This window comes from Caulobacter endophyticus, assembly GCF_003116815.1.
GTDB classification, from domain to species: Bacteria; Pseudomonadota; Alphaproteobacteria; order Caulobacterales; family Caulobacteraceae; genus Caulobacter; species Caulobacter endophyticus.
This window is the reverse complement of the sequence record NZ_QDKQ01000056.1, coordinates 82941-107824: the sequence shown is the minus strand read 5'-3', so window position 1 is coordinate 107824 and position 24884 is coordinate 82941. Positions and strand designations below refer to the sequence as shown.

The 24884-nt window shown below is 69.1% G+C and carries 26 protein-coding genes; 11 read left to right on the top strand and 15 right to left on the bottom strand.

The annotated features are described in order from the left end of the window. The first annotated feature begins 24 nt into the window (after positions 1–24). The 4 genes from DDF67_RS16160 (at position 25) to DDF67_RS16145 (ending at position 3525) form a co-directional block, all read left to right on the top strand. Positions 25–1506, top strand: coding sequence for a leucyl aminopeptidase (locus tag DDF67_RS16160; protein ID WP_109101877.1), 1482 nt, complete (start codon positions 25–27; stop codon positions 1504–1506). Between the two features lie 8 nt (positions 1507–1514). Continuing rightward, positions 1515–1973 carry a DNA polymerase III subunit chi gene (locus DDF67_RS16155; RefSeq protein ID WP_109101876.1) on the top strand — a complete coding sequence of 153 codons (459 nt, stop codon included), beginning with the start codon at positions 1515–1517 and terminating at the stop codon, positions 1971–1973. After that, positions 1970–2308, top strand: coding sequence for a peptidase inhibitor I78 (locus tag DDF67_RS16150; protein WP_199229257.1), 339 nt, complete (start codon positions 1970–1972; stop codon positions 2306–2308). Before DDF67_RS16155 ends, DDF67_RS16150 begins: the two co-directional genes overlap by 4 nt. Before the next feature lie 893 nt (positions 2309–3201). Further along, entirely contained in the window at positions 3202–3525 is a 324-nt protein-coding gene (locus tag DDF67_RS16145) for a hypothetical protein (RefSeq protein WP_109101874.1), read from the top strand. Here the strand turns inward: DDF67_RS16145 and DDF67_RS16140 are convergent. Both DDF67_RS16140 and DDF67_RS16135 read right to left on the bottom strand, forming a co-directional pair. Beyond that, positions 3522–3932 (bottom strand): hypothetical protein, encoded by a 411-nt coding sequence (locus DDF67_RS16140; protein ID WP_109101873.1) that lies wholly within the window; start codon positions 3930–3932, stop codon positions 3522–3524. The genes DDF67_RS16145 and DDF67_RS16140 overlap by 4 nt on opposite strands. Before the next feature lie 86 nt (positions 3933–4018). Then, complete coding sequence (locus DDF67_RS16135; protein WP_109101872.1) at positions 4019–5890, bottom strand: ABC-F family ATP-binding cassette domain-containing protein; 1872 nt, start codon at positions 5888–5890, stop codon at positions 4019–4021. An 89-nt stretch (positions 5891–5979) separates the two neighbouring features. Here DDF67_RS16135 and ndk point away from each other — a divergent pair, with 89 nt between their 5' ends. After that, on the top strand, positions 5980–6399 hold the full coding sequence (gene ndk, locus DDF67_RS16130; protein ID WP_109101871.1) for a nucleoside-diphosphate kinase: 420 nt from the start codon (positions 5980–5982) through the stop codon (positions 6397–6399). Positions 6400–6466: 67 nt separating this feature from the next. Here the strand turns inward: ndk and DDF67_RS16125 are convergent, their stop codons facing one another. From DDF67_RS16125 to purM, 4 genes are read right to left on the bottom strand one after another with little or no spacing between them, the layout of a single operon-like run. After that, entirely contained in the window at positions 6467–6739 is a 273-nt protein-coding gene (locus DDF67_RS16125; RefSeq protein ID WP_109101870.1) for a type II toxin-antitoxin system RelE/ParE family toxin, read from the bottom strand. After that, positions 6727–6906 carry an antitoxin gene (locus DDF67_RS16120; protein ID WP_109101869.1) on the bottom strand — a complete coding sequence of 60 codons (180 nt, stop codon included), beginning with the start codon at positions 6904–6906 and terminating at the stop codon, positions 6727–6729. Before DDF67_RS16120 ends, DDF67_RS16125 begins: the two co-directional genes overlap by 13 nt. Positions 6907–6948: 42 nt before the next feature. Then, the gene (purN, locus tag DDF67_RS16115) at positions 6949–7530 is read right to left on the bottom strand and encodes a phosphoribosylglycinamide formyltransferase (protein ID WP_109101868.1); all 582 of its coding nucleotides are present in this window, start codon (positions 7528–7530) and stop codon (positions 6949–6951) included. After that, positions 7530–8567 carry a phosphoribosylformylglycinamidine cyclo-ligase gene (gene purM, locus DDF67_RS16110; RefSeq protein WP_109101939.1) on the bottom strand — a complete coding sequence of 346 codons (1038 nt, stop codon included), beginning with the start codon at positions 8565–8567 and terminating at the stop codon, positions 7530–7532. Before purM ends, purN begins: the two co-directional genes overlap by 1 nt. A 125-nt stretch (positions 8568–8692) precedes the next feature. On the opposite strand from purM, the gene rnd reads away from it, so the two are divergent. Next, positions 8693–9862 carry a ribonuclease D gene (gene rnd / locus DDF67_RS16105; protein ID WP_058350414.1) on the top strand — a complete coding sequence of 390 codons (1170 nt, stop codon included), beginning with the start codon at positions 8693–8695 and terminating at the stop codon, positions 9860–9862. Positions 9863–10077: 215 nt separating this feature from the next. After that, positions 10078–11808, top strand: a complete 1731-nt coding sequence (locus tag DDF67_RS16100) for an ATP-binding protein (protein ID WP_233247675.1) — start codon at positions 10078–10080, stop codon at positions 11806–11808. Here the strand turns inward: DDF67_RS16100 and DDF67_RS16095 are convergent. Both DDF67_RS16095 and DDF67_RS16090 read right to left on the bottom strand, forming a co-directional pair. After that, the gene (locus DDF67_RS16095; protein ID WP_109101867.1) at positions 11805–12077 is read right to left on the bottom strand and encodes a hypothetical protein; all 273 of its coding nucleotides are present in this window, start codon (positions 12075–12077) and stop codon (positions 11805–11807) included. The genes DDF67_RS16100 and DDF67_RS16095 overlap by 4 nt on opposite strands. A gap of 110 nt (positions 12078–12187) precedes the next feature. Then, positions 12188–13675 carry a Ppx/GppA phosphatase family protein gene (locus tag DDF67_RS16090; RefSeq protein WP_109101866.1) on the bottom strand — a complete coding sequence of 496 codons (1488 nt, stop codon included), beginning with the start codon at positions 13673–13675 and terminating at the stop codon, positions 12188–12190. Positions 13676–13785: 110 nt separating this feature from the next. On the opposite strand from DDF67_RS16090, the gene DDF67_RS26095 reads away from it, so the two are divergent. Further along, positions 13786–14388, top strand: a complete 603-nt coding sequence (locus tag DDF67_RS26095; protein WP_233247674.1) for a hypothetical protein — start codon at positions 13786–13788, stop codon at positions 14386–14388. 101 nt (positions 14389–14489) lie between these two features. On the opposite strand, the gene DDF67_RS16080 is transcribed toward DDF67_RS26095, so the two are convergent. Both DDF67_RS16080 and hdaA read right to left on the bottom strand, forming a co-directional pair. After that, entirely contained in the window at positions 14490–16718 is a 2229-nt protein-coding gene (locus tag DDF67_RS16080; protein ID WP_109101864.1) for an RNA degradosome polyphosphate kinase, read from the bottom strand. A 103-nt stretch (positions 16719–16821) separates the two neighbouring features. Next, positions 16822–17520, bottom strand: coding sequence for a DnaA regulatory inactivator HdaA (gene hdaA / locus DDF67_RS16075; protein WP_109101863.1), 699 nt, complete (start codon positions 17518–17520; stop codon positions 16822–16824). 289 nt (positions 17521–17809) lie between these two features. On the opposite strand from hdaA, the gene DDF67_RS16070 reads away from it, so the two are divergent. Beyond that, entirely contained in the window at positions 17810–18529 is a 720-nt protein-coding gene (locus DDF67_RS16070) for an EcsC family protein (RefSeq protein WP_408608614.1), read from the top strand. A gap of 27 nt (positions 18530–18556) precedes the next feature. On the opposite strand, the gene DDF67_RS16065 is transcribed toward DDF67_RS16070, so the two are convergent. Together DDF67_RS16065 and DDF67_RS16060 are read right to left on the bottom strand one after the other, a co-directional pair. Beyond that, positions 18557–19192: a DsbA family oxidoreductase gene (locus DDF67_RS16065; protein ID WP_109101862.1), complete on the bottom strand. Its 636-nt coding sequence runs from the start codon at positions 19190–19192 to the stop codon at positions 18557–18559. 15 nt (positions 19193–19207) lie between these two features. After that, entirely contained in the window at positions 19208–20530 is a 1323-nt protein-coding gene (locus DDF67_RS16060; protein ID WP_109101861.1) for a diguanylate cyclase domain-containing protein, read from the bottom strand. A gap of 180 nt (positions 20531–20710) precedes the next feature. Here DDF67_RS16060 and DDF67_RS16055 point away from each other — a divergent pair, with 180 nt between their 5' ends. Together DDF67_RS16055 and DDF67_RS16050 are read left to right on the top strand one after the other, a co-directional pair. Then, positions 20711–21838, top strand: coding sequence for a CaiB/BaiF CoA transferase family protein (locus tag DDF67_RS16055; protein WP_109101860.1), 1128 nt, complete (start codon positions 20711–20713; stop codon positions 21836–21838). A 234-nt stretch (positions 21839–22072) separates the two neighbouring features. After that, positions 22073–23023, top strand: a complete 951-nt coding sequence (locus DDF67_RS16050) for a YihY/virulence factor BrkB family protein (protein ID WP_109101859.1) — start codon at positions 22073–22075, stop codon at positions 23021–23023. On the opposite strand, the gene DDF67_RS16045 is transcribed toward DDF67_RS16050, so the two are convergent. Genes DDF67_RS16045 through DDF67_RS16035 form a run of 3 tightly spaced genes read right to left on the bottom strand, consistent with a single transcriptional unit; the run spans position 22995 to position 24870 of the window. Next, positions 22995–23225 carry a sulfurtransferase TusA family protein gene (locus DDF67_RS16045; protein ID WP_109101858.1) on the bottom strand — a complete coding sequence of 77 codons (231 nt, stop codon included), beginning with the start codon at positions 23223–23225 and terminating at the stop codon, positions 22995–22997. The two genes, DDF67_RS16050 and DDF67_RS16045, sit on opposite strands and share 29 nt — an antisense overlap. Continuing rightward, positions 23222–23956: a pseudouridine synthase gene (locus DDF67_RS16040; RefSeq protein WP_109101857.1), complete on the bottom strand. Its 735-nt coding sequence runs from the start codon at positions 23954–23956 to the stop codon at positions 23222–23224. Before DDF67_RS16040 ends, DDF67_RS16045 begins: the two co-directional genes overlap by 4 nt. Next, positions 23953–24870, bottom strand: coding sequence for a class I SAM-dependent methyltransferase (locus DDF67_RS16035; RefSeq protein ID WP_109101856.1), 918 nt, complete (start codon positions 24868–24870; stop codon positions 23953–23955). The genes DDF67_RS16040 and DDF67_RS16035 overlap by 4 nt, the downstream gene beginning before the upstream one ends. Between the last annotated feature and the right edge of the window lie 14 nt (positions 24871–24884).

Below are 24884 nucleotides of genomic sequence, written 5' to 3'. Positions count from 1 at the left end.
TCTCCCGCTTCCCAGGAGCGCTGCATGCGTATCGAGTTCGTCCCCGCCGACAGCCAGGCCGGCGCCACCGCCGCCTTGGCGGTGCTGGCCTATGAGGCCGCCGCCCTTTCGCCCGAGGCCAAGGCCGTCAACGAGGCCGCGGGCGGCGCCATCGTGCGCGCCGCGGCGGGCGGCCGATTCATCGGCGCCAAGGGCCAGGTCCTCGACATCCTCGCCCCGGCCGGCCTGGACGCCGCCCGCGTGGTGGTGGTCGGCGTCGACGGCGCCGGCGCGGTCGAGCCCGAGACGGCCGAGATCGCCGCCGCCCACGCCTACAACGCGGTCAAGACCTCGGGCGTCACCGAGCTGCTGCTCAAGCTGGGCGGCGACGCCGAGACCGCCGCGCGCGTCGCCTTCGGCGTCAAGCTGGCGGCCTACCGCTTCGACCGGTATCGCACCACCGAGAAGGCCGAGAAGAAGCCCTCGGTCGCCACCGTCAAGGTCGCCGCCGCCGATCCTGTCAAGGCCCAGAAGGCCTTCGCCGCGCTCGAGCCTCTGGCCGACGCCATCCTGTTCAGCCGCGATCTCGTCTCCGAGCCGGCCAATATCCTGCATCCCGAAGAGTTCGCCGCCCGCGTGAAGGGCCTGGAGAGCCTGGGCCTCGAAGTCGAGATTCTCGGCGAGAAGGAAATGGCCGCTCTGGGCATGGGCAGCCTGCTGGGCGTCGGCCAGGGCAGCGTCCGCGAAAGCCAGCTGGTCATCGCCAGGTGGAACGGCGCGGCCGACAAGTCGGCCCAACCGATCGCCTTCGTCGGCAAGGGTGTCTGCTTCGACACCGGCGGCATCTCGATCAAGCCCGCCGAGGGCATGGAAGACATGAAGTGGGACATGGGCGGGGCTGCCGCCGTGGCCGGCGTCATGCACGCCCTGGCCGGCCGCAAGGCCAAGGTCAACGCCATCGGCGTGCTCGGCCTGGTCGAGAACATGCCCGACGGTAACGCCCAGCGTCCCGGCGACGTCGTCACCTCCATGTCGGGCCAGACGATCGAGGTCATCAATACCGACGCCGAAGGCCGCCTCGTGCTGGCCGACGCCCTCTGGTACACGCAGGACCGCTTCAAGCCGAAGTTCATGGTCGACCTGGCCACCCTGACCGGCGCGATCATCATCTCGCTCGGCAACGACTATGCGGGCCTGTTCAGCAACAACGACGGCCTGTCGGAAAAGCTGCTCGCCGCCGGCGAGGCCGAGCGCGAGCCGCTGTGGCGCCTGCCGCTGCCCAAGGCCTACGAGAAGCAGATCGAAAGCCCGATCGCCGACATGAAGAACATCGGCGGCCGCCCGGCCGGCTCGATCACGGCGGGCTTGTTCCTGCAGCGCTTCGTCAATGGCGTGCCGTGGGCCCACCTCGACATCGCCTCGACCGCCTGGCGCAAGGGCTCGTCCGACCCGACCGTGCCGGACGGCGCGGTGGGCTTCGGCGTGCGCCTGCTCAACCGCCTCGTCGCCGACGCCTACGAAGGCTGACGCTGCGCATGTCGGCCGCGCCCTGCGAGATCTGGTTCTACCACCTGGAGCGAAGCAGCGCCGAACAGGTGCTGCCCGAACTGTTGGAAAAGACCCTGGGGCGCGGCTGGAAGGCTCTGGTCAGGGGAGGGGATCCGGCGCGGCTCAACGCGCTGGACGCTCACCTCTGGACCTTTCGCGACGACAGCTTCCTGCCGCACGGCCTGGCCGAAGAACCGCTGGCCGAGCGCCAGCCGGTGCTGCTGAGCACCGCGCTGGACAACCCGAACGGCGGCGATGCGTTGTTCCTGCTCGACGGCGCCGAGCCGGGGGACCTGGGCGGTTTCGCCCGCTGCATCCTGCTGTTCGACGGTCGTGACGAAGAGGCCCTGCGGCTGGCGCGGGGCCGTTGGAAGGCGTTCAAGGCGGCCGGCCATCCGGTCTCGTACTGGCAGCAGGCCGAACGCGGATGGGAGAAGAAGGCATGAAGCGGCTTCTTATGGTTCTGGGCGCTGCCATGGTCCTGGCGGCCTGCTCGACCAGCACGCCTGAACCCGCGCCGCCCCCGCCGCCCGAGACCCCCGTGGCCCCGCCGGCCATCGCCCTGCCTAAGCCCCCGGCGCCCGAGAAGGACCAGTGCGGCCTGAAGGAAGCGCAGGCCTTCGTCGGCAAGAACCGCACGGCCCTGCCAGCGCCGGTCGATCCGTCACGCTGGCGCGTGGCCTGCACCACCTGTCCGGTGACCATGGACTACCGCGCCGACCGCCTGAACATCCTGTTCAATCCGGATACGGGCGTGGTCCAGCAGGTGAAGTGCGGGTGATCACGAGACTGTCCTAAGCTCGCCCAACTCCGCCTCCCTCGCCGCAAGGGCGAGGAAGGCGATCAAGAGGAACCTCCCCCTGTGGGGGAGGCGGCCGAAGGCCGGTGGGGGGAAGTTCTCAGCTTCCGAGGTCGTGGAAAGTCATCACCAACACCCCCCACCGATCGCTACGCGATCGCCTCCCCCACAGGGGGAGGTTCCCGGTTATGGGGATAGAGCAGCGTGTATCCCCGGCGTTCAGCGAAAACTCCTGAACCCGATCAATCCCCTATAACTTTCTCATCCAATTCCATCAGACGCGCCCAGCCCTGAGCCATAATCAAACCGTCCCCGCCATGGGGAGGGCTCTTGGTACCGGCCCAAGCGTGGCGAGGACCGCATCGAGCGGGGCCGCTGGAAGCGTCGTGGGAAGGCGGGTTTGCAGGAGCGCTCACGGGCGTGATTGGGCCGCCAAGCCGTCCATGATGCTGCGAGCGGGTCGACAGGGCCGGGAACGTTCAAACCGGCCTAACAGGATCAGCCGAGGCCGCGCCGGATTACCGCGGGGCTGTCGATCCTGCCCGTCCGAGGGCTAGCCGGGCCAACGGTTGAAAGAGACCTACGCCCCCGGTCCTTCGAGCCAATGATGCGGCGGAGCGGTCGACGAAGCCGAAACGCTAAACAAACACACGGTCTCCGGGCTCCGCCCGGCCGCTCCGCGCCTCCCCATCAGCTTTCGTGAGATTTCACGGGAGATCGCCTCTCCATGCCCTCTCCCCTTGAGCGAGAGGGTGGGCCCCGCGAAAGCGGGGGTCGGGTGAGGGGTCTCTCAGAACCGCCCGCGCGACCCCTCATCCGTCGGCTACGCCGACACCTTCTCCCGCAGGGGGAGAAGGATCAAAGCGGAGACCCCCATGCCCAAGTCCAAGCCCCCGCGTAGCCGCCTGCGTCGCGCGCCCAACGGCAAGCCCGTTGATCGCACCCATCAGCGGACGATCGCGGCCTGCGACGACATCATCGAGCGGCTGCAGAAGATAACCCGCGAGGTCGAAAGCGTCGCGCACGAGGCGCCGGCCGAGGAAATGGCCAGTTTCCGCGAGGAGATCGCGGAGGGCATCCGCTGCTGGACCAGCGTCCGCAACATCCACCTCGAAGCCCTGAGCCTGCCGCGCAAGCAGGCTTGGCCCGGTATCGCCAAGGCGATGAAGGCGGCCGAGGCCCGCCGAAAATCGGTTTAGCGCTTGCCCAGGCCCGGGAACATCGCCGCCTCGCCGTCGAAGACGCCCAGATAGCCGAGCTCGCCGAGCAGCGGCGTCAGGTCCTCCAGCGTGTCGGCCTGGGCGCGGGCGGTCGCCAGTTCGCTGGGCCGGCCCGTCTGGTCGTGCAGGCGATAGACGGTCCACATCTTGCCCTTGGGCGCCGCGGCGCCCGGCGCGAGATAGCGGTGCTCCCAGCCCACCAGGGCCGGCGTGCGGCCGATCTCGACGTCGAACGGACGGTCGCGGAAGGCCAGGTCCATCTCCAGCCGCGTGGCCTCGGCCAGGCGCTGGTCGAGCCAGGCCGCGAAGGCTTCCAGCACGCAGGAAGCCGACAGCCCTTCGGGGTTGGCGACGACGTGGTTGCGGCTGGAAAGGGCGGCGGTCATGGCCGTATCGATAACCCGCGAGGTCTGTCGATACGGCTAAAGCTCTTGGTTTACCGGCGTTTACCGAAAGTTGTTTCCAGGCAGCCTCAGCCTTCGGCGTCCGCCAGCTGCTCGGCCAGCTCCATCCAGGCGGCCTCGGCCTCGTCGAGCTTGGCCTTGGCGTTGTCGCGGCGCTTCTCCAGCTCCGGCACCTTGGCCGGGGTCTTCACGTAGAGCTGCGGGTCGGCCAGCTGGGCTTCCAGCTCGGCCAGGTCCCGGGTCTTGCGGTTCATCACCTGCTCGGCGGCCTCGACCTTGCGGCGCAGGGGCTCGACGGCGACCTTCTTGGGAGCCGGGGCGGAGGCGGGCGCCTTGGCCGGCTCGCGGGCGACCTGCGTGGGCTTCACCGCCTGCTTGGCGCGTTCGAGCACGAACTTGGCGTAGTCGTCCATGTCGCCGTCGAAGGGAACCACCTTGCCGTCGGCCGCCAGCCACAGGCGGTCGGCCACCAGCTCCATCAGCGAGCGGTCGTGGGTGATCAGCAGCACCGCGCCCTCGTAGTCGTTCAGCGCGTCGAGCAGGGCCCGGCGGCTGTCGATATCGAGGTGGTTGGTCGGTTCGTCGAGGATCAGGACATGCGGGGCGTCCATGGCCACGAGGTTCAGCAGCAGGCGGGCGCGCTCGCCGCCCGACAGGTTGCCGACGGTGGTGTCCTGCTTGTCGAAGTTCAGGCCCCACTGGGCCAGGCGCGAGCGCCGCGAGGATTCGCTGGCCTCGGGCATGGCGCGGCGGACGATCTCCAGCGGCGTGTCGTTGGGATCCATCGCCTCGATCTGGTGCTGGTGGAACCAGCCGACCTTCATCTTTTTGTCGCGGTGCAGCTCGCCCTTCTGGATGTCCAGCGCGCCGGCGATCATCTTGGCGAAGGTCGACTTGCCCGCGCCGTTAACGCCCAGGAGACCGATGCGGTCGTCCAGGTCCATGCGCAGGTTTAGGTTCTTCAGGATCGCGCGACCAGCCTCGTAGCCGACGTCGGCCTTCTCCAGCCGGATCAGCGGCGGGGCCAGGGGCTTGGGCGGCGAGGGCAGGGTGAAGGGCGCGACGCGCTCCTCGATGGTGGTCGCCACCGGCTCCATCTTGGCCAGGCGCTTCATCCGCGACTGGGCCTGGGCCGCCTTCGAGGCCTTGGCCTTGAAGCGGTCGACGAAGGCCTGCAGGTGGGCGCGCTCGGCGTCCTGCTTGGCCTTGGCGGAAAGTTGCAGGCGGGCCTTCTCGGCGCGGCGCTTTTCGAAGTCGTCGTATCCGCCGGTGTAGAGCTCCAGCTTGCCGCCGGCCAGGTGCAGCATGTGGGTGCAGCTGTTGTTGAGCAGTTCGCGGTCGTGGCTGACGATCAGGGCGGTGTGCGGATACTTCTTGAGCCGCGCTTCCAGCCAGAGGGCGCCTTCCAGGTCGAGATAGTTCGTCGGCTCGTCCAGCAGCAGCATGTCGGGCTCGGCGAACAGGGCCGCGGCCAGGGCCACGCGCATGCGCCAGCCGCCCGAGAACTCGCTCATCGGCCGTTGCAGGTCGTCCTGGCTGAAACCAAGGCCGGCCAGGATTTCCGAGGCCCGCGAGGGGGCGCTGTCGGAGTCGATCTCGATCAGCCGGCCCCAGATCTCGCCCATCTCCTCGGGATCGGCGGTCTCCAGGCGGGTCAGCAGGCCGTGACGCTCCTCGTCGGCCTCCAGCACCGTGTCGAGCAGGGAGACGGGCGTGGCCGGGTGCTCCTGGTCCACCGAACCGATGCGGGCGTTCCTGGGCAGGCTGATCTCGTCGCCGGCCGCCACCAGATGGCCCAGGATCAGCTTGAACAGCGTCGACTTGCCTACGCCGTTGCGGCCGATCAGGCCGACCTTGGCGCCCGGCGGCAGGCTGACGGTCGCCTTCTCGAAGAAGCGGCGTCCCCAGGCGTCGAAAGTAAGGTCGTTGATCTGAAGCATGTTGGGAACGCGGGGTTGGCGGCGAGGAGGCGCCCGGCTATAAGCCCGCAACCTCCCAATTCACAAACTTTCTCTGTGAGATTTTCGGAATGACCGAACGTACCTTCTCGATCATCAAGCCCGACGCGACCCGCCGCAACATCACCGGCAAGATCAACGCCGTGATCGAGGAAGCCGGTCTGCGCATCGTCGCCCAGCGCCGCGTCCACCTGACCGAAGCTCAGGCCAAGAAGTTCTACGAAGTCCACGCCGAGCGCCCGTTCTACGGTGAACTCGTCGCCCAGATGACCGCCGAGCCGGTCGTCGTGCAGGTCCTGGAAGCCGAAGGCGCCGTGGCCAAGTACCGCGAAGTCATGGGCGCCACGAACCCGGACAACGCCGCCGAAGGCACCATCCGCAAGCTGTTCGCCCTGTCGATCGGCGAAAACTCGGTCCACGGTTCGGACAGCCTCGAGAACGCCGGCATCGAAATCGCCCAGTTCTTCACCGACGCCGACATCGTCGGCTAAGGCTTCCGGGCTTTAGGCTAGCGAAAAGGCCGGCGGGGCGACCCGCCGGCCTTTTTGTTTTCTGGGCTCAGTCCGGCTCGCGCGCCCCGTGGCGGATCTCCAGGATCACCACGCGATCGGGTTGCGAGACGTAGCGGATCAGATAGGGCGGAATGACCATCAGTTCGCGCCTTCCGCGACTGATGGCGCGACCTCGGTCTGGCGAGCTTTCGAGGCTGCGCGCTGCAGCGATCAGCCGTGAGGCCAGGCGCTGGGCGGCGAGCGGACTGAATTCCGCGACATAGGTCTGGATCGCGCGCAGGTCGGACGCCGCGCTACGGGTCCAGACTACTTGAACCATGAGGCCGGCGCCGGCTTCTCGTCAGGCGTGCCCCAGCTTTCCAGCCAGGCGCAGACCTCGTCATTGGGGATCAGCCGGCCGGCCGCGATGTCGTCCATCGCCTCGGCATAGCGCCGAGCGTCGGCGTCTTCATCGATCTCGTCGAAGATGGAGGGCTCGGGCTTCATGCGCCGAACCTATCATGCAAAAGCCGAGGGCGAAAACCGCCCTCAAAGCCCCCGCACGAACTCCGCCAGCACCGCCGGATAGAGCCTGTGCTCTTCCTTCAGCACCCGGGCGGCCAGCGCATGATCGTCATCGCCGGCCTCGATCGCCACGCGGGCCTGACCCAGGATCGGACCCTCGTCCACGCCGGCCGTGACCAGATGCACCGTGCAGCCGGCTTCGGTGTCTCCCGCGGCGATGGCGCGGGCATGGGTGTCGAGGCCCGGATATTTCGGCAGCAGCGAGGGGTGGATGTTCAGCATCCGGCCTTCCCAGGCGTCGACCAGGAAGGGCGTGAGAATCCGCATGTAGCCGGCCAGGGCGATGACCTCGACGCCGCGCTCGCGCAGGGCGGCGTCGACCGCGCGTTCATGGGCCTCGCGATCCTTGCCGAACGGCTTGCTCGGCACGCACAGCGCCTCGATCCCGGCAGCTTCAGCCGTCGCGAGACCGCCAGCGTCGGCCTTGTTGGCCAGCACCAGGGCGATCTCGAACGGGCAGGCCGGGTCCTGGGCGGCGCGGACCAGGGCCTCCATGTTGGAGCCCCGGCCAGAGATCAGGGCGGCGACCTTGGTCTTGGCCTTCATCACGCCTTGGCCAGCTGACCGCAGACAAAGGCGTCTTCGCCGGCGTTCAGCAGGGCGGCCAGCACCGGCTCGACGTCGCCTTGCGCCACGATCAGGATGAAGCCGACGCCGCAGTTGAAGGTGCGGCGCAGTTCGTGGGCGTCGATCTGGCCGACCTCTTGCAGCCATTCGAACACGGGCGGCAGGGCCCAGGCGTTCCAGTCGAATTCCGGAACCAGGCCCTCGGCGATGCAGCGCGGCGGGTTCTCGATCAGGCCGCCGCCGGTGATGTGGGCGCCGCCCTTGACCCGACCCGACTGCAACAGCGGCAGGATCGACTTCACATAGATGCGGGTCGGGGCCATCAGGGCCTCGGCCAGGGTCTTGCCTTCCTCGAAGGGCGCCGGAGCGTCCCAGGCCAGGCCCGAGAGCTCGACCACGCGGCGCACCAGCGAATAGCCGTTCGAGTGCGGACCAGACGAGCCGATGCCGATGATCACGTCGCCGGCGCGTTGCTTGTCCAGCTTGGGCAGCACGCCGTCGCGCTCGACCGCGCCCACCGAGAAGCCGGCCAGGTCGTATTCGCCGTCGCCGTACATGCCCGGCATTTCGGCGGTCTCGCCGCCCACCAGGGCCGCGCCGGCCAGCTTGCAGCCCTCGGCGATGCCGGCGACGACGCTCTTGGCGGTCTCGACGTCCAGCTTGCCGGTGGCGAAGTAGTCCAGGAACATCAGCGGCTCGGCGCCTTGCGCCAGCAGGTCGTTGACGCACATGGCCACCAGATCGATGCCGACCGTGGCGTGCATGCCCGCGTCGATGGCGATCCGCAGCTTGGTGCCGACGCCGTCGGTCGTCGTGACCAGCAGGGCGTCCTCGTAGCCGGCCGCCTTTAGGTCGAACAGCGCGCCGAAGCCGCCGAGGCTGGCTTCCGCGCCAGGGCGGCGGGTCGCCTTGGCCAGCGGCTTGATCGCGTCGACGAGGGCGTTGCCGGCGTCGATGTCGACGCCCGCCTGGGCGTAGGTCAGGCCGCCGGCTTGGTCGGTCTTCGGATCGCTCATCGGGTCGCTCATCTGTGGTTCCAGGCCCTCGGCGACCCTTGTTTGGCGCTTTGGGACAGAAAAGTGGCTGCTCCGCAACGCTTGACGCTTGCAGACTCGGGGGTGCGCGAGGCTATTAGCAGCCGATGACGCCGATCACCACCACCGCCGAGCTGGCGGAGTTCTGTAATGGTTTGAAGGGGCAGCCCTTCATCGCCGTGGACACCGAGTTCATGCGCGAGACCACCTATTGGCCCAAGCTCTGCTTGATTCAGGTCGCTTCGCCCGTTTCCGACGCGGTGATCGACCCGCTCGCGGACGGCCTCGACCTCGAGCCTCTGCTCGAGCTGATGCGTGACGAGACCCTCTTGAAGGTGTTTCACGCCGCCCGTCAGGACGTCGAGATCTTCAATAATCTGAAGGCGATGCCCACGCCCCTGTTCGACACCCAGGTGGCCGGCATGGCCGCGGGCTTCGGCGAACAGATCGCCTATGACGCCCTCGTGCGCCAGATGCTGAAGATCGAGATCGACAAGTCGAGCCGCTTCACTGATTGGGCCCGCCGTCCGCTGACCGACGCCCAGCTGGCCTACGCCCTGGCCGACGTGACGCACCTGGCGCGGCTGTTCCCGGTCCTGCGCGATCGCCTCGAAGAATCGGGCCGTCTGGCCTGGGTCGAGGAGGAGATGAAGGCGCTGAGCGATCCGGCCGCCTACGACGTCGACCCCGAGAAGGCCTGGCGCCGCCTGCGTCCTCGCAAGACGCAAGCCAAGTACCTGGCCGTCTTCAAGTCGGTCTCGGCCTGGCGCGAGCGCACCGCCCAGCAGCGCGACCAGCCGCGGGGGCGCATCCTCAAGGACGAGGCCATCGACGAGCTGGCGACCCAAGCCCCGACCTCGCTGGAGGGTCTCAACACCCTGCGCGGCGTGCCCAAGGGCTTTGGCGGCAGCAAGTTCGGTCCCGACCTGATCGCCGCGATCAAGGCCGCCCTGGCCGATCCCGAAGGCTACGCCCCGGTGGTCGACAAGCCCGGCCCGCCGCCGCCGCCTTCGGCCGGCGCCGTGGTCGAGCTGCTCAAGGTGCTGCTCAAGGCTCGCGCCGAGGAGGCCGGCGTGGCCTCCAAGCTGATCGCCACCGTCTCGGACCTCGAAAAGATCGCGGCCGACGACGAGGCCGACACGCCCGCCCTGCAGGGCTGGCGTCGCGAGGCCTTCGGCAGCGACGCCCTGAAGATCAAGCGGGGCGAGCTGGCCCTGGTGCTCGACGGGATCAAGGTCCGCGTCGTGGAAGTTCGCCGGACCCCGCGTCCGGCCTGATCGGGCTCAGTCGGCGGCGCGACTCAAAAAGGGTTGCGCCGCCGAAGCCCCTGGCGCGAAGTGCAGGCGTCGTCTTTGTGCAAGACGGCACAGCTGCCTTATGGCCGACATGCTTTGAAAATCGATTGTTGGTCTCCGGGCGCTATAAGCGTCGCGGAGATAATCGGCTGTGGGGACGGCCGAAGGCTGGGGACTTAGTCGAGTTGGCGTATGCGGTGCAGGATCCGTGGCCGGTCAGGGCCGCGCGTAGTTATGCAAGGCCGGCCAAGGCCCTGCGGCAGCAGATTCCTCTGCGTCTCTTCGTCATCGCGATGGTCTGCGCGGCGATCGGCCTGGCGCCGCGTTTTTCCTTCATGCTGCCCTGGGCCTTCGCCTGTCTCGCGGCGCAAGGTCTCCAGGCCCTGGCCCTGCGCGCATTCGAGGCAAATCCGCCCCGCTGGGTGCTCGCCTGCCTGGGCGCGGACTTCCTGCTAGCCGTCGCGTTCGGCTGGCTGGCGGTGCCGCTATGGCGGACGGGCCTGCCCGCCGGCGCGGCGGGCGGCGCTCTGCTGCTAGCCGGCTCGGTGATGACCGCCCTGATGGGCGCCAAGGGCTCGCGGATGGCCTTCGCCGCCACCGCCACGCCACATCTGGCCTATCTCTTCGCCTCGCCGATCCTGGCCGGCAATCACGACGACGTGGGGGTGAAGGCCTTCCTGATCGGCAGCGGGCTGATGGTGCTGGTCACCTCGCTGGTCTTCGGCTGGTCGCGACAGACCCTGCTGGCCGAACGCGAGGCCCGCGCCGCCGCCGAGATCCGCCGCGAGCAGGCGGTGGCCGCCGACGCCGCCAAGAGCGCTTTCGTCGCCATGGTCAGCCACGAACTGCGCACGCCGCTCAGCGCCATCCTGGCCGGGGCCGGCGAGATCGCTCGCGGAACCGGAGGCCAGCCCAAGGCCAAGGCCGAGCTGATCGCCGACGCCGGCGTGATGATGCGGGCCCTGCTCAACGACCTGTTGGACCTGTCCAAGATCGAGGCCGGCCGGATGAGCGTCGAGTCCATCGACTTTTCGCCTCGCGCCTTGATCTGCGACACGCTGCGGTTCTGGCGGGCCGAGGCGCGCGACAAGGGCTTGGCCTTGCGCTTCACGGGCGGGCGTCACCTGCCGCGCTGGATCAAGGGCGACCCGGTGCGCCTGCGCCAGGTGCTCAACAACCTTCTGTCCAACGCCATCAAGTTCACGCCGGAGGGCCGGGTCTGTGTCGAGCTGAGCATGGCGGCCCGCGCCGAAGGCGGCCTCGTCCTTGCCCTGGCGGTCACCGACACCGGGCCAGGTTTTGGCCCCGAGCAACTGGCGCGGCTGTTCACGGCCTATGACCAACTGGGCGCCGACACCGCGCGCACCTTCGGCGGCACCGGCCTTGGCCTGGCGATCAGCCGTGATCTGTCGCGCCTGATGGGCGGAGACCTGACCGCGGAGTCGGGCGAGGGGCGCGGCGCGCGTTTCGTCCTGACGCTCCCGGCGCCCGAGGGCGAGGAGCCGCCGACGCCTGAACCGCTGGACGCGCCCGCCGACGGCTTCTCCGACACGCCGAAGGTTCTGGTGGTCGACGACCACGAGATCAACCGCCGCACCCTGGCCCAGGTGCTGGAAGCTTTCGGCTTGGAGGTCGCCTTGGCCGCCGACGGCGAGACGGCCATTCTGTTTGCGGGCGAGACCCGCTTCGACGCCATACTGATGGACGTCAACATGCCCGGTCTCGACGGTCTGGACACCACCCGCCGCCTGCGCGCCGAGGGACTGAACCGCGACACGCCGGTGATCGCCGTCACCGGCGCGGTGGGCGAGGGCGACATCGCCGCATGCCGGGCCGCCGGCATGCAGGATTTCGTCGAGAAGCCGTTCGAGGTCGCCGCCCTTCACGCCGTGCTGGTGCGCGTGCTCGAGGAGGCCGAGGCCGCCTAGCTCGTGACGTGCGTGAAGGTCTCGAAGGCCGCCATGCACAACGCCGACAGGATCACCGCGTGATAGGCCGCGCCCAGCACCACCGTCCGCTTCACCGACCATCCCTTTCTGGCGCCGAAGGCGGCGGCGAGGTCGCGCTGCAACTGTCTGGCGGGGCTGTCCGCCGGCCTGGACCTGGCGTCCGCCAGATGGACCGCCTGCGGCCCGGATGAGGCCTCGGCGGCCGTGGCGACGTCGTCGTGAACCTGGTAGGCGACCTGCTTCTGCATGTCGGTTTTCTCCCCGTGCTGAGGAGGAGAAGCTTCGGCGTGGCGTGCCTAACAAACCATGCCGGAAGAACGCCGTTCGGCTGCGGCGCGCTGTCGCGGCCGGGGGGCCGCTAGAGCGGCAGGACCTTCAGTTTCAGTCCCAGCACCTGGGCCAGGGTGCTGGCCCGCTTGGCGGTCTGCTCGCCCAGCAGCAGGGCGGCATAGCCCGGTTCGGCCGACAGCTGGACGTCGGCCTTCTCGATGGCCAGCCGCGAGCGCGACAGCAGGGCCGGGCTGCGGCCGGAAAGATCGCAGCCAAGGCGGATGGCCGCGCCCAGGGCCCTGGCGCGCTTGAGGCGGGCAGGGGTCAGCAGGCGTTCCAGCACGTCCATCTCGGGTGGATTGAACGGCGTTGAATGGCGGGCGAAGGCCGCGGCCGCCAGGAAGGCGCGCTCCACATGGGTCTGGCCGGCGATCGGGGCGCGCAGCACCTGCTCGAAGACGAGGTCGGCGCGATGGTCCGGGTGCAGCCGCGCGCCGAGGTCCGCCAGCCGGCAGGCGGCCGCCGTCAGCACCGCGTCGCGGCCGTCGAACAAGGGCTCCAGCTTGCCAAAGGCCGGCTCCAGCCAGGTCTGGAGCGCCACGCCCAGGTCGTCGGCCACGCCCTGGCGGGCCGTCAGCGAAGCGCAGCCCTCGATCAGCGGATCCAGGCCCCGGACGCGCGGCGCCATGGCTTCGAACAGCAGGCCCTCGCGCACGCCGAAGGCCGAGATTTCGATACGCTTGAGGTCCAGGCGCTCGATCAGGCTTTCCAGCACCACGGCCGCGTAGGGCAGGGTCTCGATGCGCTTCTTGGACATGCCCTCGATGCGTTCGAGCGAACTTCTGGACTGGTGCGACACCAGGCGCGCGGCTTCCAGGGCCTCGCTGCGGCCGATCTCGTACTGGTGCACCACCTGCAGCGGGTATCCGGAAAGCCGCATGTGCAGCAAGGCGAGGTTTCGCCAGGCGCCGCCCACGGCGTGGAAGGCGTCGGCCTTGAACACCTCGGCCACCGGCGCCAGGCGCTGGGCCGCCAGGCGTCGCACGCGGTCGGCGTCGAAGCCTTCGGCCAGGCCCAGGCTGAACGGTCCCAGCGGCAGGGTCACGCCCTGGCCGGCGCCGGTCGGCTCCAGCCGCACCAGCTCCAGGCTCGCCCCGCCAAGGTCGCCGACCACGCCGGTGGCGTCGGGCGCCCCGGCCAGCACGCCGAGCGCGGCGTAGCGAGCCTCTTCCTCGCCGGAGAGCACGCGGATGTGCAGGCCGGTCTCCTCGGCCACGCGCTTGACGAAGGCGGGGCCGTCGCTGGCCTCGCGCACGGCGGCCGTGGCGGCGACGAAGGTCTCGGCCGGCTGCACGGCTTCCAGCACGGCCTTGAAGCGCTTCAGCGCCGAAAGGGTCTGGGAGACGCCATCGGGCGCCAGTCGCCCCTTGGAGCCGAGTTCACGGCCAAGGCCAGCCAGCACCTTCTCGTTGAAGACGGTCCAGATGGCGCGGCCTTCCAGGCGGTACACCACCAGGCGGACCGAGTTGGAGCCGATATCGATCACGGCCGCGTCGCGCGGCGCCGAGAGAGGCATGAGGCTGGTTTAACGCATTCGTCGCGCAGGGGAAGCGGCGGCCTTGTACGGAAATGCGCTGTTGGACTTCAAGTCCCCAGAATATTTACGCTGGAACGTGCGTCCATGGCGTGATCATTCCCGTCAACACGCTCATTGATGGAGTTTCGTACGGGCCGCCTGAGCGGGTGAGGATCAAGGGCATCGGCGGCTCATGCCCCGTGCAGGGAGAAGGCTGGGTAGCCGGCGAGGAATTCTACTTCCGGGCCCGATGGGCTGGTTGGAGCATCGAGTTCGGCGATCAGGGCGAGCCGCCGCTGCGGACGCACGCCGAGGGTTACCGGGAAGAGCTCGAGCATGCCGCCGGCTATATGCCCGTGGAGGAAGCCGAGGCCTTCGTGCGTCGGGAAGCCGCGCGTTTCATCGCGGAGGTCATCGGCCCGGAGGTTTCCGAGCGCGAGCAGGAGATGTGGCGCTTTTTGCCGAATGTCGCCTACGGCCCTTTCGAGGCGGTCGACCTCTCCATGATCCGAACCGGTTGCGCCAGCTACAACTGCAGCTCGAAGGCCGCTGGTACAACGCCTATGTGGAACGTCGTCCGGGAAGTGACGGCTTGCTCGTCGAGACCTGGAACGTCGGCGGCTTGGAAATGCGGCGCGAGCTTTGGGAGCGCATCGAGCGGGAGCTGGCCGCAAGCGCCGCGCGCCTGGGGTGGAGCGTGCGCACGGAAGTGATCCAGGAGAGCCGCAACAAGCCGGTGGACCCTTACGCTATCGGCGCCCGCAACGCTCTGGCGGGGCCGGGATGACAGGGCCCGGCCCGTTGGCTTTCGCTGCTAGCGCTTGCGCTTGGGGCCGACGTGGTCGAACGCCCGCGGCAGGTCGTGCACGTGATGACCGCGGCCCGAAAGGCTGGGATTGGTCATGAAGTACTCGTGGGCCGAGAAGGCGCCCTTGCTGTCCCAGGCCGGATCGCGGGTGTAGTGGCCCTCGCGGTCCAGGCGCCAGCTCTGGGCCTCGTCGTTGAGGTTGGCGACCATGATCTGGCTCAGCACCTGCTGGTGCACCGTCGGGTTCTCGATCGGCACCAGGCTTTCCACCCGGCGGTCGAGGTTGCGCGGCATCCAGTCGGCCGAACTGATGAAGGCGCGGGTCTGGGCGCTGGGCATGTCGGCGCCGTTGGCGAAGGCCACGACGCGGGCGTGCTCCAGGAAGCGGCCGACGATCGACTTGACCCGGATGTTCTCCGAAAGGCCCGGAATGCCCGGACGCAGGCAGCATATGCCGCGCACCACCAGATCGATCTGCACGCCGTCCTGGCTGGCGGCGTAGAGGGCGTCGATGATCTGCGGGTCGACCACGGCGTTCATCTTGGCCCAGATGCCCGCGGGCTTGCCGGCGCGGGCGTTGGCGGCCTCGGCGGCGATCATCGCCAGCAGGTCCGGCTTCAGCGTCTGGGGCGAGAACGACAGCTTCTCCAGCGCGCCGGGCTGGGCGTAGCCGGTGATGAAGTTGAACAGCTTGCCCCCGTCGCGGCCCATGGCCGGGTCGCAGGTAAACAAGGAAAGGTCGGTGTAAACCCGCGCCGTCTGGGGGTGATAGTTGCCGGTGCCGAAGTGGCAGTAGGTGCGCAGGGAATCGCCCTCGCGCCGCACGACCACCGACAGCTTGGCGTGGGTCTTCCAGTCGACGAAGCCGAACACCACGTGCACGCCGGCCCGTTCCAGGTCGCGCGCCCACTTGAGGTTATTTTCCTCGTCGAAGCGCGCCTTGATCTCGACCAGGGCGGTGACGTTCTTGCCGTTGTCGGCCGCCTCGATCAGGGCCGCCACGATCGGGCTATCCTTGGAGGTTCGATACAGCGTCTGCTTGATGGCCAGCACGTTCGGATCGCGCGCGGCCTGGCGCAGGAACTGCACCACCACGTCGAAGCTCTCGAACGGATGGTGGACCAGGATGTCCTTCTCGCGGATCGCCGCGAAGCAGTCGCCCCCGTGGTCGCGCACGCGCTCGGGGAAGCGGGCGTTGTAGGGCTTGAACTTCAGGTCCGGGCGATCGGGCGGGATCAGCTCGCTCATCTGGGCCAGACCCAGCTTGCCGTCGACCAGCACCACGTCCTCGGGCTGGGCGCGCAGGCCCTCGATGATGAAATCGCGCAGGTCGGCGGGCATGGTGGTCTGGATCTTCACCCGCACCACGCGGCCCAGGCGCCGCTTCTTCAGGCGCGCCTCGAACTCGCGCACCAGGTCTTCGGCTTCTTCCTCGATCTCCAGGTCGCTGTCGCGGATCAGGCGGAACAGGCCCCGGCCCTCGACCTCGTAGCCGGGGAACAGGTGGTCGAGGAACAGGATGATGAAGCTTTCCAGCGCCACGATCTTGCGTTCGCGCTTGCGGCCCTTGCTGGGGCCGGCCGACAGCTCCCAGAAGCGCTGCACCTGGTTGGGGATCGGCGCCAGGGCGTACAGGTGCTTGTCGTCGGCGATCCGGCGCAGCTTCAGCGCCAGGCAGAAGCCCAGGTTCGGAATGAACGGGAACGGATGGGCCGGGTCGACCGCCAGCGGCGTCAGCACCGGGAAGATGCGCGACTTGAAGATTTCCTCGGCCCGCTCGCGGTCGGCGCCGACAATGTCCTTGGCGTCCAGCAGCTTGAGCCCCTCGGCCCACAGCTCGGCGCGCACCTCGCGCCAGATCTTCTGCTGCTCGCTCATCAGTTCGAAGGCCGAGGCGTTGATGCGGGTCAGCTGTTCGCCGGGGGTCAGGCCGTCCTGGCTGACCACGCGCACGCCCTCGCGCACCTGGCCTTTCAGGCCCGCCACGCGGACCATGTAGAATTCGTCGAGGTTGTTGGCGCTGATCGACAGGAAACGCAGGCGTTCCAGCAGCGGGTGGCGCGGGTTGGCGCTCTCGTCCAGCACGCGCTGGTTGAAGGCCAGCCAGGAAAGTTCGCGATTGAAGAACCGTTCCGGCGAGGCCAGCAGGTCTTCGTCCAGCACCAGGCGCGCGCAATCCTCAGGCGCGGTCTCCACCTTGTGAAGGGGGGGCGCGAGGGCGGCGGCGTCTGTCATCGTCTACTCCGGGGCAATGCCCGACATGGTGGACGAGCCCGATGACAGCCGCAAGACAAACAGGGATTTGTTCAAGAAAAGCCGGGCTTTCGGCCGGTCTTGTCTAGTCCTCGAACGCGTCGTCCTCGCCGAACGCCAGCACTTGGGCGACGAAGGCGCGAGTGATGCCGCGATTGCCTTCCGAGGCGGCCTCGTCCAGCAGCGCCACCAAGGCCACGGCCTCGGGCGCGCTGCGCGGAATGCGACGCAGCAGATAGGCGTAGACGTCGTCGGCGGGGCGGATCAGGCGGTCGGCGAAGGCGCGGCGCAGCACGGCCTCCAGCACTACGTCGTCGGGCTCGTCGATGACGGCGGCGGTCATGGCGTTCAGGCGCGAGCGCAGGTCCGGCACGATCGTCTGCCATTCCAGCGGCGCGGTCTGCGCCGTCAGCAGCAGGCTGCCCCCGTCGACGCCGGCCATGTTCAGCAGGTGGAACAGGTCCTCGTCCGACACCACCCCGCCCAGGGCGCGGCGGTCGGCGTTCTCGACCAGCACGGTGCGGCCGCGCAGGGCCGGCAGGTTCAGCGGCGCCTGATGGGGATCGGTGGCGTCGATGATCACGGCGCCGCCGGCCTCCGCGGCCCAGGCGCGGGCCAGGTGGGTCTTGCCCGAGCCCGACGGGCCGATCAGGGCCAGGCGGCCGTTCGGCCACTCCGGCCACGTATCGATGGCGCGCACGGCGTCTTCGTTCGCCGGGGAGACGGCGAAGTCGGCCCGCTCGAAGGTGGGCAGGCGTTCCAACGGCAATTTCAGCTGGCTCAAGGTCGGGGCGAAGTCACATGGTGAATGGGTGGGCAAGGTATAGGCGGCGGGCCGCTGCGCCGCGAGACGGCGGGCGGGCGGTCTTGGGGATATAGGCCACGATAGATGTGGACGCAGGAAGCGGGTGTGGATGCTCGTGTGGACGCCGGTGTGGACGGTGGTGGTCAAATGGTCCACTGGCCTGTTGAACGTTAATCTTCTGGGGACTTCGACCCTTTCGCCGATTGCGGCATGATCTCGCGGCGAACGCTTCGTGCGTCGCCGCGATTCACTTTCGGAGCCTTTGAACCTGGCCCAGACCGCCGCCACCGCCGACCTCGCCGCCTGGCGAGCCGAGATGACCAGGCCGCCGGGCGCGCTCGGCATGGCCGCCCGCGCCGTGCAGGTGAAGGTCAACCAGATCATCCCGGAAAAGGTCCATGCCGCCATCACAGCGGCGATGCAGGGCATGACCCGGGCGATCCTCACCGGTTCGGACTTCGCCACCGGCGCGCCGCTGGTCCAGGCCACGCTCGACGAGCGGCTGGAGCGCGTGCGCGCGGCGATCGGCGCCTGGAAGAAGGCCGCCGCCGCCGAGGGCGGCATAGCCGGGGCAGGGGGCTTCGTCCTGGCCGCCGCCGACTTCCCGCTCCTGATGAGCTTCAAGATCAAGCTGCTGTTCGAGATCGCCGCCGCCTTCGGGCACGAGGGGGCGGAACTGTCGGAGCGGCTCTACATCCTGCACATCTTCGAGCTGGCCTTCTCGGACGCGGCCCACCGCGCCAAGGTGTTCGAGGCCATGGACGGCTGGGATGCGCGAGCGCATCCGACCGATCTCTCCGGCTTCGACTGGCGGGCCTTCCAGCAGCAGTATCGCGATCACATCGATCTGGCGAAACTGGCGCAACTGCTGCCGGTCGTCGGCGCGCCGGTGGGCGCGTTCGTCAACTGGCGCCTCGTGGAAAAGCTCGGCCACACGGCGGTGATGGCCTACCGGATGCGGCTGGAGGCGCAGCCGGCGCTGGCTTAGGGAACCTCACCCAGAGGGGGAGTTTTTCTACGCCAACGCCTGGTCGATCGCCTTCTGCAGGTTCTCGGGACTCTCGGCGCCGACCACCGCCACCTTGCCGGCGAAGATCGCCACAGGCACGCCGGTGACGCCGCCCTGCACGGCCATGGCGTGCTGCTGGACGATCACGTCCTTGTCGGCGCCTTCCGACAGCAGTTGCAGCACCGCGACCTCGTCCATGCCTGCGGCCTTGGCGATCTGGCCCAGCACCACGGGATCGCCGATGTCGCGGCCTTCCTCGAAATAGGCGGCGAACAGACCCTCGACCACGGCGTCCTGCACGGCCGCGCCGCGCGCCCAGCGGATCAGGCGGTGGGCGGCGCTGGTGTTGGGCGACAGGGCGATCTTGTCGAAGGCGAAATCGATGCCTTCCTCGGCGCCGGCTTCTTGCAGGGCCTTGTGCACGGCCTTCAGCCGCGTCTGGTCCTTGAACTTGCCGGCCATGTAGGCGGCGCGGTCGACGCCTTCCTCGGGCAGGGTCGGGTCCAGCTGGTACGGACGCCAGATGACGATCGGCTCGAGGTCGGGGCGCGCGGCCAGGGCGCTCTTTACCCGCCGCCAGCCCAGATAGCACCACGGGCAGACGACGTCGGCGACGACGTCGACGGTGATCGGCTGGCCCATGGGAAGACTCCTAGATTAGATGGCCTTCTGGAGGGCCTGGGAAGCGGCGCGCTCAAGCGCGTGGATGGCGGTCTCGCCCGGCTCGATCTGGGCGACGCCGATGTCGAACTCGCAGACGAACGGGCTGCGGTCCTCGCCGGCGTCGAAGGCGGTGCAGCCGATGACGGCGGCGATGCGCTCGGCGGCGGCCTTGGCGGCGGCGAGGTTCGTGGCCGGCAGGGCCAGGGCGAAGACTTCCGGCGCCAGGCGCGCGGCGGTGTCCTCGACGCGGACCAGGCGGCCGACCATCGAGCCGATCTGCGGGATGGCGCGGTCCAGCCAGCCGTTCTGGCGCGCCCAGACCACGTCGGCCTTGTCGGCCACCCGCAGCACGCCGATCGACAGCGGGCGTCCACGCTCGCGCGCTGCGCCGGCCAGGCGGGCCAGGTGGGCGGCGAACAGGTCGCGGGTGAACAGGCCCGTGGCCGCGTCCATCAGGCCCGAGCTGCGGGCCTTTTCCAGAGCGCCGCGGATGGCTTCGCCGCGACGATAGTTGCGGGCCAGCTCGATGACCCGGCGGGCGGTGTCGCCTTCGGGCGTCTGCGGCGAGGCCACGTCCGACACGCCGCGATGGAACGCCTCGGACATCGTCACATAGCTCTCGGCGTTCATGTAGAGCAGCGCCGGGATGTGGAAGAGGCGGGTGTTGCGCCGCATGCCGGCGGCGATCGACAGCGCCTCCTGCTGGTTCTCGCCGGCCCACAGCACCACCGCGTCGAAGGCGCGCTCGTGCAGGTAGTCGAAGGCGGTGTAGGCGGTGAAGGCGCCGACCACGTCCGCGCCGCCGCGGGTCAGGGCGTTCGAAAGAGCCAGGAACTGCGGGGCCGGCTCGCCGATGGCCAGCACGCGATAGGGGGCGGCGGAGGCTTCCGGCAGGTCCAGCCGGCGGCCGCGATCGCCGAAGGTAGTCAGCCGCAGCTCGAACTCTTCCTCGGCGATGGCCGTGCGGACCAGGGATTCCAGGCGCAGCACCGCCTGCGAGGGATGCAGCGGCGGCGAAAGGGTCAGGTCGAAGGCGCTCTGGCCGACATCCGTGCCCGGTTCGCCGATGGCGATCACCGGCAGGCGGCGCGGAGCCACGGCGGCCTTGAGCCGGCGAGCGAGCGTCTGGCTGTCGGGACCGGCCGCGTCCAGGTCGACGATCACCGCCTCGATCTGCAGGTCGCCAAGGGCGGCGAGGGCGGCGTAGGGACCGCGTGCGGTGATGGTGCGCCAGCCCAGGCGGTCCAGCCCTTCGGACAGGGGACCGGCCCGCGTGTCGTCACGCGCCACGATCAGGATCCGGGCGTTCACCGCCAAATTCGTCACTCCGCTGGCGCAGGCCTTCGATTCGCGAGCCAACATAGCAGAGGCGAGGGTGCGGCAAAGGGATGCGTGGTCGCAGTCTTTACCTTGTCGACAGGCGATTTGGCCCGGGCTTGCCTGACCGGGCGTCAACCGGGTCCTACTGCCGCCAACGAGATGAAACGGGAGGACGCGATGGGCCAGGGACCGCTGTCTGGGCTGAAGGTTGTGGAGTTCGCCGGGATCGGCCCCGGGCCGTTCTGCGGCATGCTGCTGTCGGACCTCGGCGCCGACGTCGTGCGCATCGACCGCAAGGGTTCGGGCCGCTCGTCGCCGGCCGACGTCACCGCCCGCGGCCGCCGCTCGGTGGCGCTGGACCTCAAGCAGCCCGCCGCCGTCGAGACCTGCCTGAAGCTGATGGAGACCGCCGACGCGGTGTTCGAGGGCTTCCGTCCCGGCGTGATGGAGCGCCTGGGCCTTGGTCCCGACGTCGCCCTGACCCGCAACCCCAGGCTCGTCTACGGCCGCATGACCGGCTGGGGCCAGACCGGTCCCTACGCCAAGGCCGCCGGCCACGACATGAACTACATCGCCATCACCGGCGCGCTGGACGCCATCGGTACGGACGACAAGCCGATTCCGCCGCTGAACCTGGTGGGCGACTTCGGGGGCGGCGCGCTCTATCTGGCCTTCGGCCTGCTGGCCGGGGTGATCCACGCCCGCGAAAGCGGCCAGGGCCAGGTCATCGACTGCGCCATGAGCGATGGCGCAGCCTCGCTGATGGCCATGTTCTACGGCTTCAAGGCCATGGGCATGTGGCGCGAGGGCCGGCGCAGCAACCTGCTCGACGGAGGGGCCCACTTCTACGACACCTACCGGTGCGCCGACGGCAAGTGGGTGTCGATCGGCTCGATCGAACCGCAGTTCTACCTGTTGCTGCTGGAGAAGACCGGCATCACCGACCCGCATTTCCAGTCCCAGATGAGCCGCGAGGACTGGCCGGCCCTGCGCGAGAAGCTGGCCGCCGTGATCGCCACCAGGACCCGCGACGAGTGGTGCCAGATCATGGACGCAACCGACGTCTGCTTCGCCCCGGTCCTGTCGATGGATGAGGCGCCTGACCATGCTCACAACAAGGCCCGCGAGACCTTCGTCGAGGTCGCCGGCGTGATCCAGCCCGCCCCCGCGCCGCGCTTCTCGGCCACGCCTGGCGTCATCCAGGGGCCGCCGCCGAAGATCGGCGCCCACAACGCCTCGGCGCTTAGCGACTGGGGCTTCGATGCGGCGGCGATCGCCGAGCTGGAGGCGACCGGCGCGCTCTGACGCAAGCTGACAACCGCGTTCAGATGCGGTTCAGGCGGCGAATCCTACCTTCGAACTGTGACCGGCCGCCGCGCCAACCCGTCCCTCGATGCGGCGGCCGGTTCAGGCAAGACCTGCGGAGACGCGTCGCTTTCCCTGAGGCGGCGCGTCTTTGACTTTGTGGACGGGTGTTTTCTGGGCGGCCTGACCGTCCCAGGGTTGCTTCACCGGGCGCGGGGAGGCAGTTTCCGGCGAATGCAGCCCCCCAAGGCCCCCATTCGCTGGCGAGACCTCGATCTCGACCCGATCCACTGGGTTCAGGAAATCCTTCGCGTTCTCGGCCTGGCCCTGTCCCGGCTGTGGGGGCGCGACGTCATGCTCTATGTGGGCGGCGTCTCGTTCTTCGCCCTGCTGGCGGTGTTTCCCGGCCTGGCCATCCTGATCGGCCTCTACAGCCTGCTGCTGGATCCCAACACCGCCGCCCGCCAGGCCGACGCCCTGGCCTTCATGATGCCGCCCGGAGCGCGCCCGATCTTCCAGAGCGAAATGCAGCGCCTGGCCCACGCGCCGGTCTACACCGTCTCGCTGCAAAGCCTCGTGATCCTGGTGATCGGCGTCTACGCCGCCCATCGCGGCTTCAAGGCGCTGCTGGCTGGCCTGTCGTTCATCCACGACGAGGAGGACCAGCGCGGCTTCTTCGGCTTCAACCTGATGGCCCTGTTCGTGCTGATCGCGGCCTTTGGCCTGCTGTTCCTGATGTCCGGCATCTTCCTGACCTTCCGGCTGCTGGCCAGCACTCTGGACCTGCGGCCGCTGGAGGGCGTCTCCTGGATCCAGAGCGAGTGGACCTGGGCCACCATGGGTCTGATCGTGGGCATGACCCTGATCTACCGCTACGCCATGTCCCGCCAGACGGTGGGATGGCGCGCCTCGCTGACCGGCGGCTTCGCTGCTGGCCTGTTCTGCGTCTTTATGTCGTGGGCCAGCGCCTTCTACGTCGAGAAGGTGGCGCACCTGGGCGCGACCTACGGCTCGATCTCGGCCGTGATCATCTTCCTGATCTGGCTGTCGTGGAGCGTGAACGCGGTGTTCTTCGGCGGCGCTCTCGCCACCGAGGTCGAGATCGCGCTCGACGAGCGGCCCCAGGCCCTGGTCGACGGCCCCAAGGCCATCGCCCTCAAGGCGCCTTCGTCACCCGAAAGCTGATCGCGCCCGAAGGCAGGTCCTCGACGCCTTCCAGCGTCGCGCCCAACTGGCGGGCGAAGTGGGGCACGTCGATCCGCGCCAGCGGGTCGTCGGCCAGCAGCCGCACCGTCGTCCCGGCCGGGGCGTGCTCCAGCGCCCGCCGCAGCCGCAGCGTCGGCACGGGGCAGCGATGGCCCCGCGCGTCGACCTCGATATCGCTCACGAAAACACCTGCTCGGCTTCCGCTGCAGTGAGGATGCGGTGCTTGCCGGGCTCCAGGTCGGCCGGCAGCGTGATGCCGCCGATCCGCTCGCGATGCAGCGCCGTGACATGGTTGCCCATGGCCGCGAACATCCGGCGCACCTGGTGATAGCGACCCTCGGTGATGGTCAGCCGCGCGGTCCTGTCGTCGATCACGTCCAGCTGCGCCGGCAGCAGCGGCTTTTCCTCGCCGTCCAGCATCAGCGTCCCGCTGGCGAAGGCCTCGCCCTCCTTGCCCGACAGCGGCCGGTCCAGGCTCGCCAGATAGGTCTTGGCCACATGGCGCTTGGGCGAGATCACCCGGTGCAGGAAGTCGCCGTCGTCGGTGATCAGCAGCAGGCCCGAGGTGTCCTTGTCCAGTCGCCCGACGCTCGACAGCGCCGGGTCGCGGATCTGCCAGCGGCGCGGCAGCAGGTCGTAGATCTTGGCCCCGTCCTCGCGATGCGAGCACACCACGCCCAGGGGCTTGTTCATCAGCAGCACCAGCGGCGCCGGCGGATCGATCGGAACGCCGCGCACGAACAGGTGCTGGGGCAGGTCGGCGGTCACGGCGATGCGCTTGCCGGCGTCCTTCAGCGGCGCGCCGTCGAAGGTCACCTTGCCGGCCGCCACCAGGGCCTGGACCTCGCGCCGCGCGCCATAGCCCAGATTGGCCAGCAGCCGGTCCAGCCGCGCCATCAGCGCCTTGGTCATTTCACGGCCTCGAGCACCTTGAAGCCTTCCTGGTCGACCACGGGGCGCACGCGGGCGAAGTGGTCGGCCAGCACGGCCTCGTAAGGCAGGTGGCGGTTGGCCACCAGCCAAAGCACGCCGCCCTTCTTGAGCAGCGCGGCCGCGCCGCGGATGAAGGCCTGGCCCAGCGCCTTGTCCTCGCCGCCGCCCTCGTGGAAAGGCGGGTTGGAGACCACGAAGTCGAGGTTCGACAGTTCCGGCAGTCCCAGGCGAATGTCGGCGTGCGAGAAGCTGACCCGCGCGTCGTCCACGTTACGCTGCGCGGCGTCCAGCGCCCGGCGGTCGATGTCGACCAGGGCGAGCTTCGTCACCTTGGGCGAGGCCAGCACCTGGTGGGCCAGCACGCCGATGCCGCAGCCCAGATCCGCGCCGGCGCCCGAGAAGGCGGGCAGGGCCTGCATCAGCAGCGCCGTGCCGGTGTCGAGGCGATCCCAGCTGAACACGCCAGGCTGGGTCCACAGGCCCTCGCCGTCGATGCGGCGCGGCGCGCCCTCGGCCAGGGCGTCCGTCAGGCCCGTCGGCGCCTCGGGACGCAGGGTCACGCAGATGCGGTGATGACGCCGGGCGTCCTCGCCGATGGTGCAGCCGAAGCCCGACAGTTCCTTCTTCAGGCGCAGGCCGCCGCGATCCTTGGGCGCGGCCACGCTCAGGCGGCCGCCGGGCTTGAGCGTCCGCAGGGCCTGGGCGAGCACGTAGCGACGCTCGACCGCGCCAGCCGGGGCCAGGATCACGAAGGCGTCCAGCGAAGCGTCGGCCAGGCCTTCCAGCGGCTGCGCGCCCGGCACGGTCGGCGCGGTCTGCACGGCGCCGCGCGGCGTCTCGATCACCTCGCGGGGAGGAAAGCCATAGACGGCGGCGGAGACGGTGTCGGTCATGAGGAAAGGATCTT

Coding starts and splice junctions, on each gene's coding strand:
- DDF67_RS16120 (WP_109101869.1), bottom strand. CDS start 6,906: ATGAAGCCCGAGCCCTCCATCTTCGACGAGATCGATGAAGACGCCGAC.
- DDF67_RS16140 (WP_109101873.1), bottom strand. CDS start 3,932: ATGACCGCCGCCCTTTCCAGCCGCAACCACGTCGTCGCCAACCCCGAA.
- DDF67_RS16155 (WP_109101876.1), top strand. CDS start 1,515: ATGTCGGCCGCGCCCTGCGAGATCTGGTTCTACCACCTGGAGCGAAGC.
- DDF67_RS16090 (WP_109101866.1), bottom strand. CDS start 13,675: ATGCCTCTCTCGGCGCCGCGCGACGCGGCCGTGATCGATATCGGCTCC.
- rnd (WP_058350414.1), top strand. CDS start 8,693: ATGACGCCGATCACCACCACCGCCGAGCTGGCGGAGTTCTGTAATGGT.
- DDF67_RS16145 (WP_109101874.1), top strand. CDS start 3,202: ATGCCCAAGTCCAAGCCCCCGCGTAGCCGCCTGCGTCGCGCGCCCAAC.
- DDF67_RS16040 (WP_109101857.1), bottom strand. CDS start 23,956: ATGACCAAGGCGCTGATGGCGCGGCTGGACCGGCTGCTGGCCAATCTG.
- purN (WP_109101868.1), bottom strand. CDS start 7,530: ATGAAGGCCAAGACCAAGGTCGCCGCCCTGATCTCTGGCCGGGGCTCC.
- DDF67_RS16095 (WP_109101867.1), bottom strand. CDS start 12,077: ATGCAGAAGCAGGTCGCCTACCAGGTTCACGACGACGTCGCCACGGCC.
- DDF67_RS16035 (WP_109101856.1), bottom strand. CDS start 24,870: ATGACCGACACCGTCTCCGCCGCCGTCTATGGCTTTCCTCCCCGCGAG.
- ndk (WP_109101871.1), top strand. CDS start 5,980: ATGACCGAACGTACCTTCTCGATCATCAAGCCCGACGCGACCCGCCGC.
- DDF67_RS16080 (WP_109101864.1), bottom strand. CDS start 16,718: ATGACAGACGCCGCCGCCCTCGCGCCCCCCCTTCACAAGGTGGAGACC.
- DDF67_RS16160 (WP_109101877.1), top strand. CDS start 25: ATGCGTATCGAGTTCGTCCCCGCCGACAGCCAGGCCGGCGCCACCGCC.
- DDF67_RS16135 (WP_109101872.1), bottom strand. CDS start 5,890: ATGCTTCAGATCAACGACCTTACTTTCGACGCCTGGGGACGCCGCTTC.
- purM (WP_109101939.1), bottom strand. CDS start 8,567: ATGAGCGATCCGAAGACCGACCAAGCCGGCGGCCTGACCTACGCCCAG.
- DDF67_RS16055 (WP_109101860.1), top strand. CDS start 20,711: ATGGGCCAGGGACCGCTGTCTGGGCTGAAGGTTGTGGAGTTCGCCGGG.
- DDF67_RS16125 (WP_109101870.1), bottom strand. CDS start 6,739: ATGGTTCAAGTAGTCTGGACCCGTAGCGCGGCGTCCGACCTGCGCGCG.
- DDF67_RS16150 (WP_199229257.1), top strand. CDS start 1,970: ATGAAGCGGCTTCTTATGGTTCTGGGCGCTGCCATGGTCCTGGCGGCC.
- DDF67_RS16050 (WP_109101859.1), top strand. CDS start 22,073: ATGCAGCCCCCCAAGGCCCCCATTCGCTGGCGAGACCTCGATCTCGAC.
- DDF67_RS16065 (WP_109101862.1), bottom strand. CDS start 19,192: ATGGGCCAGCCGATCACCGTCGACGTCGTCGCCGACGTCGTCTGCCCG.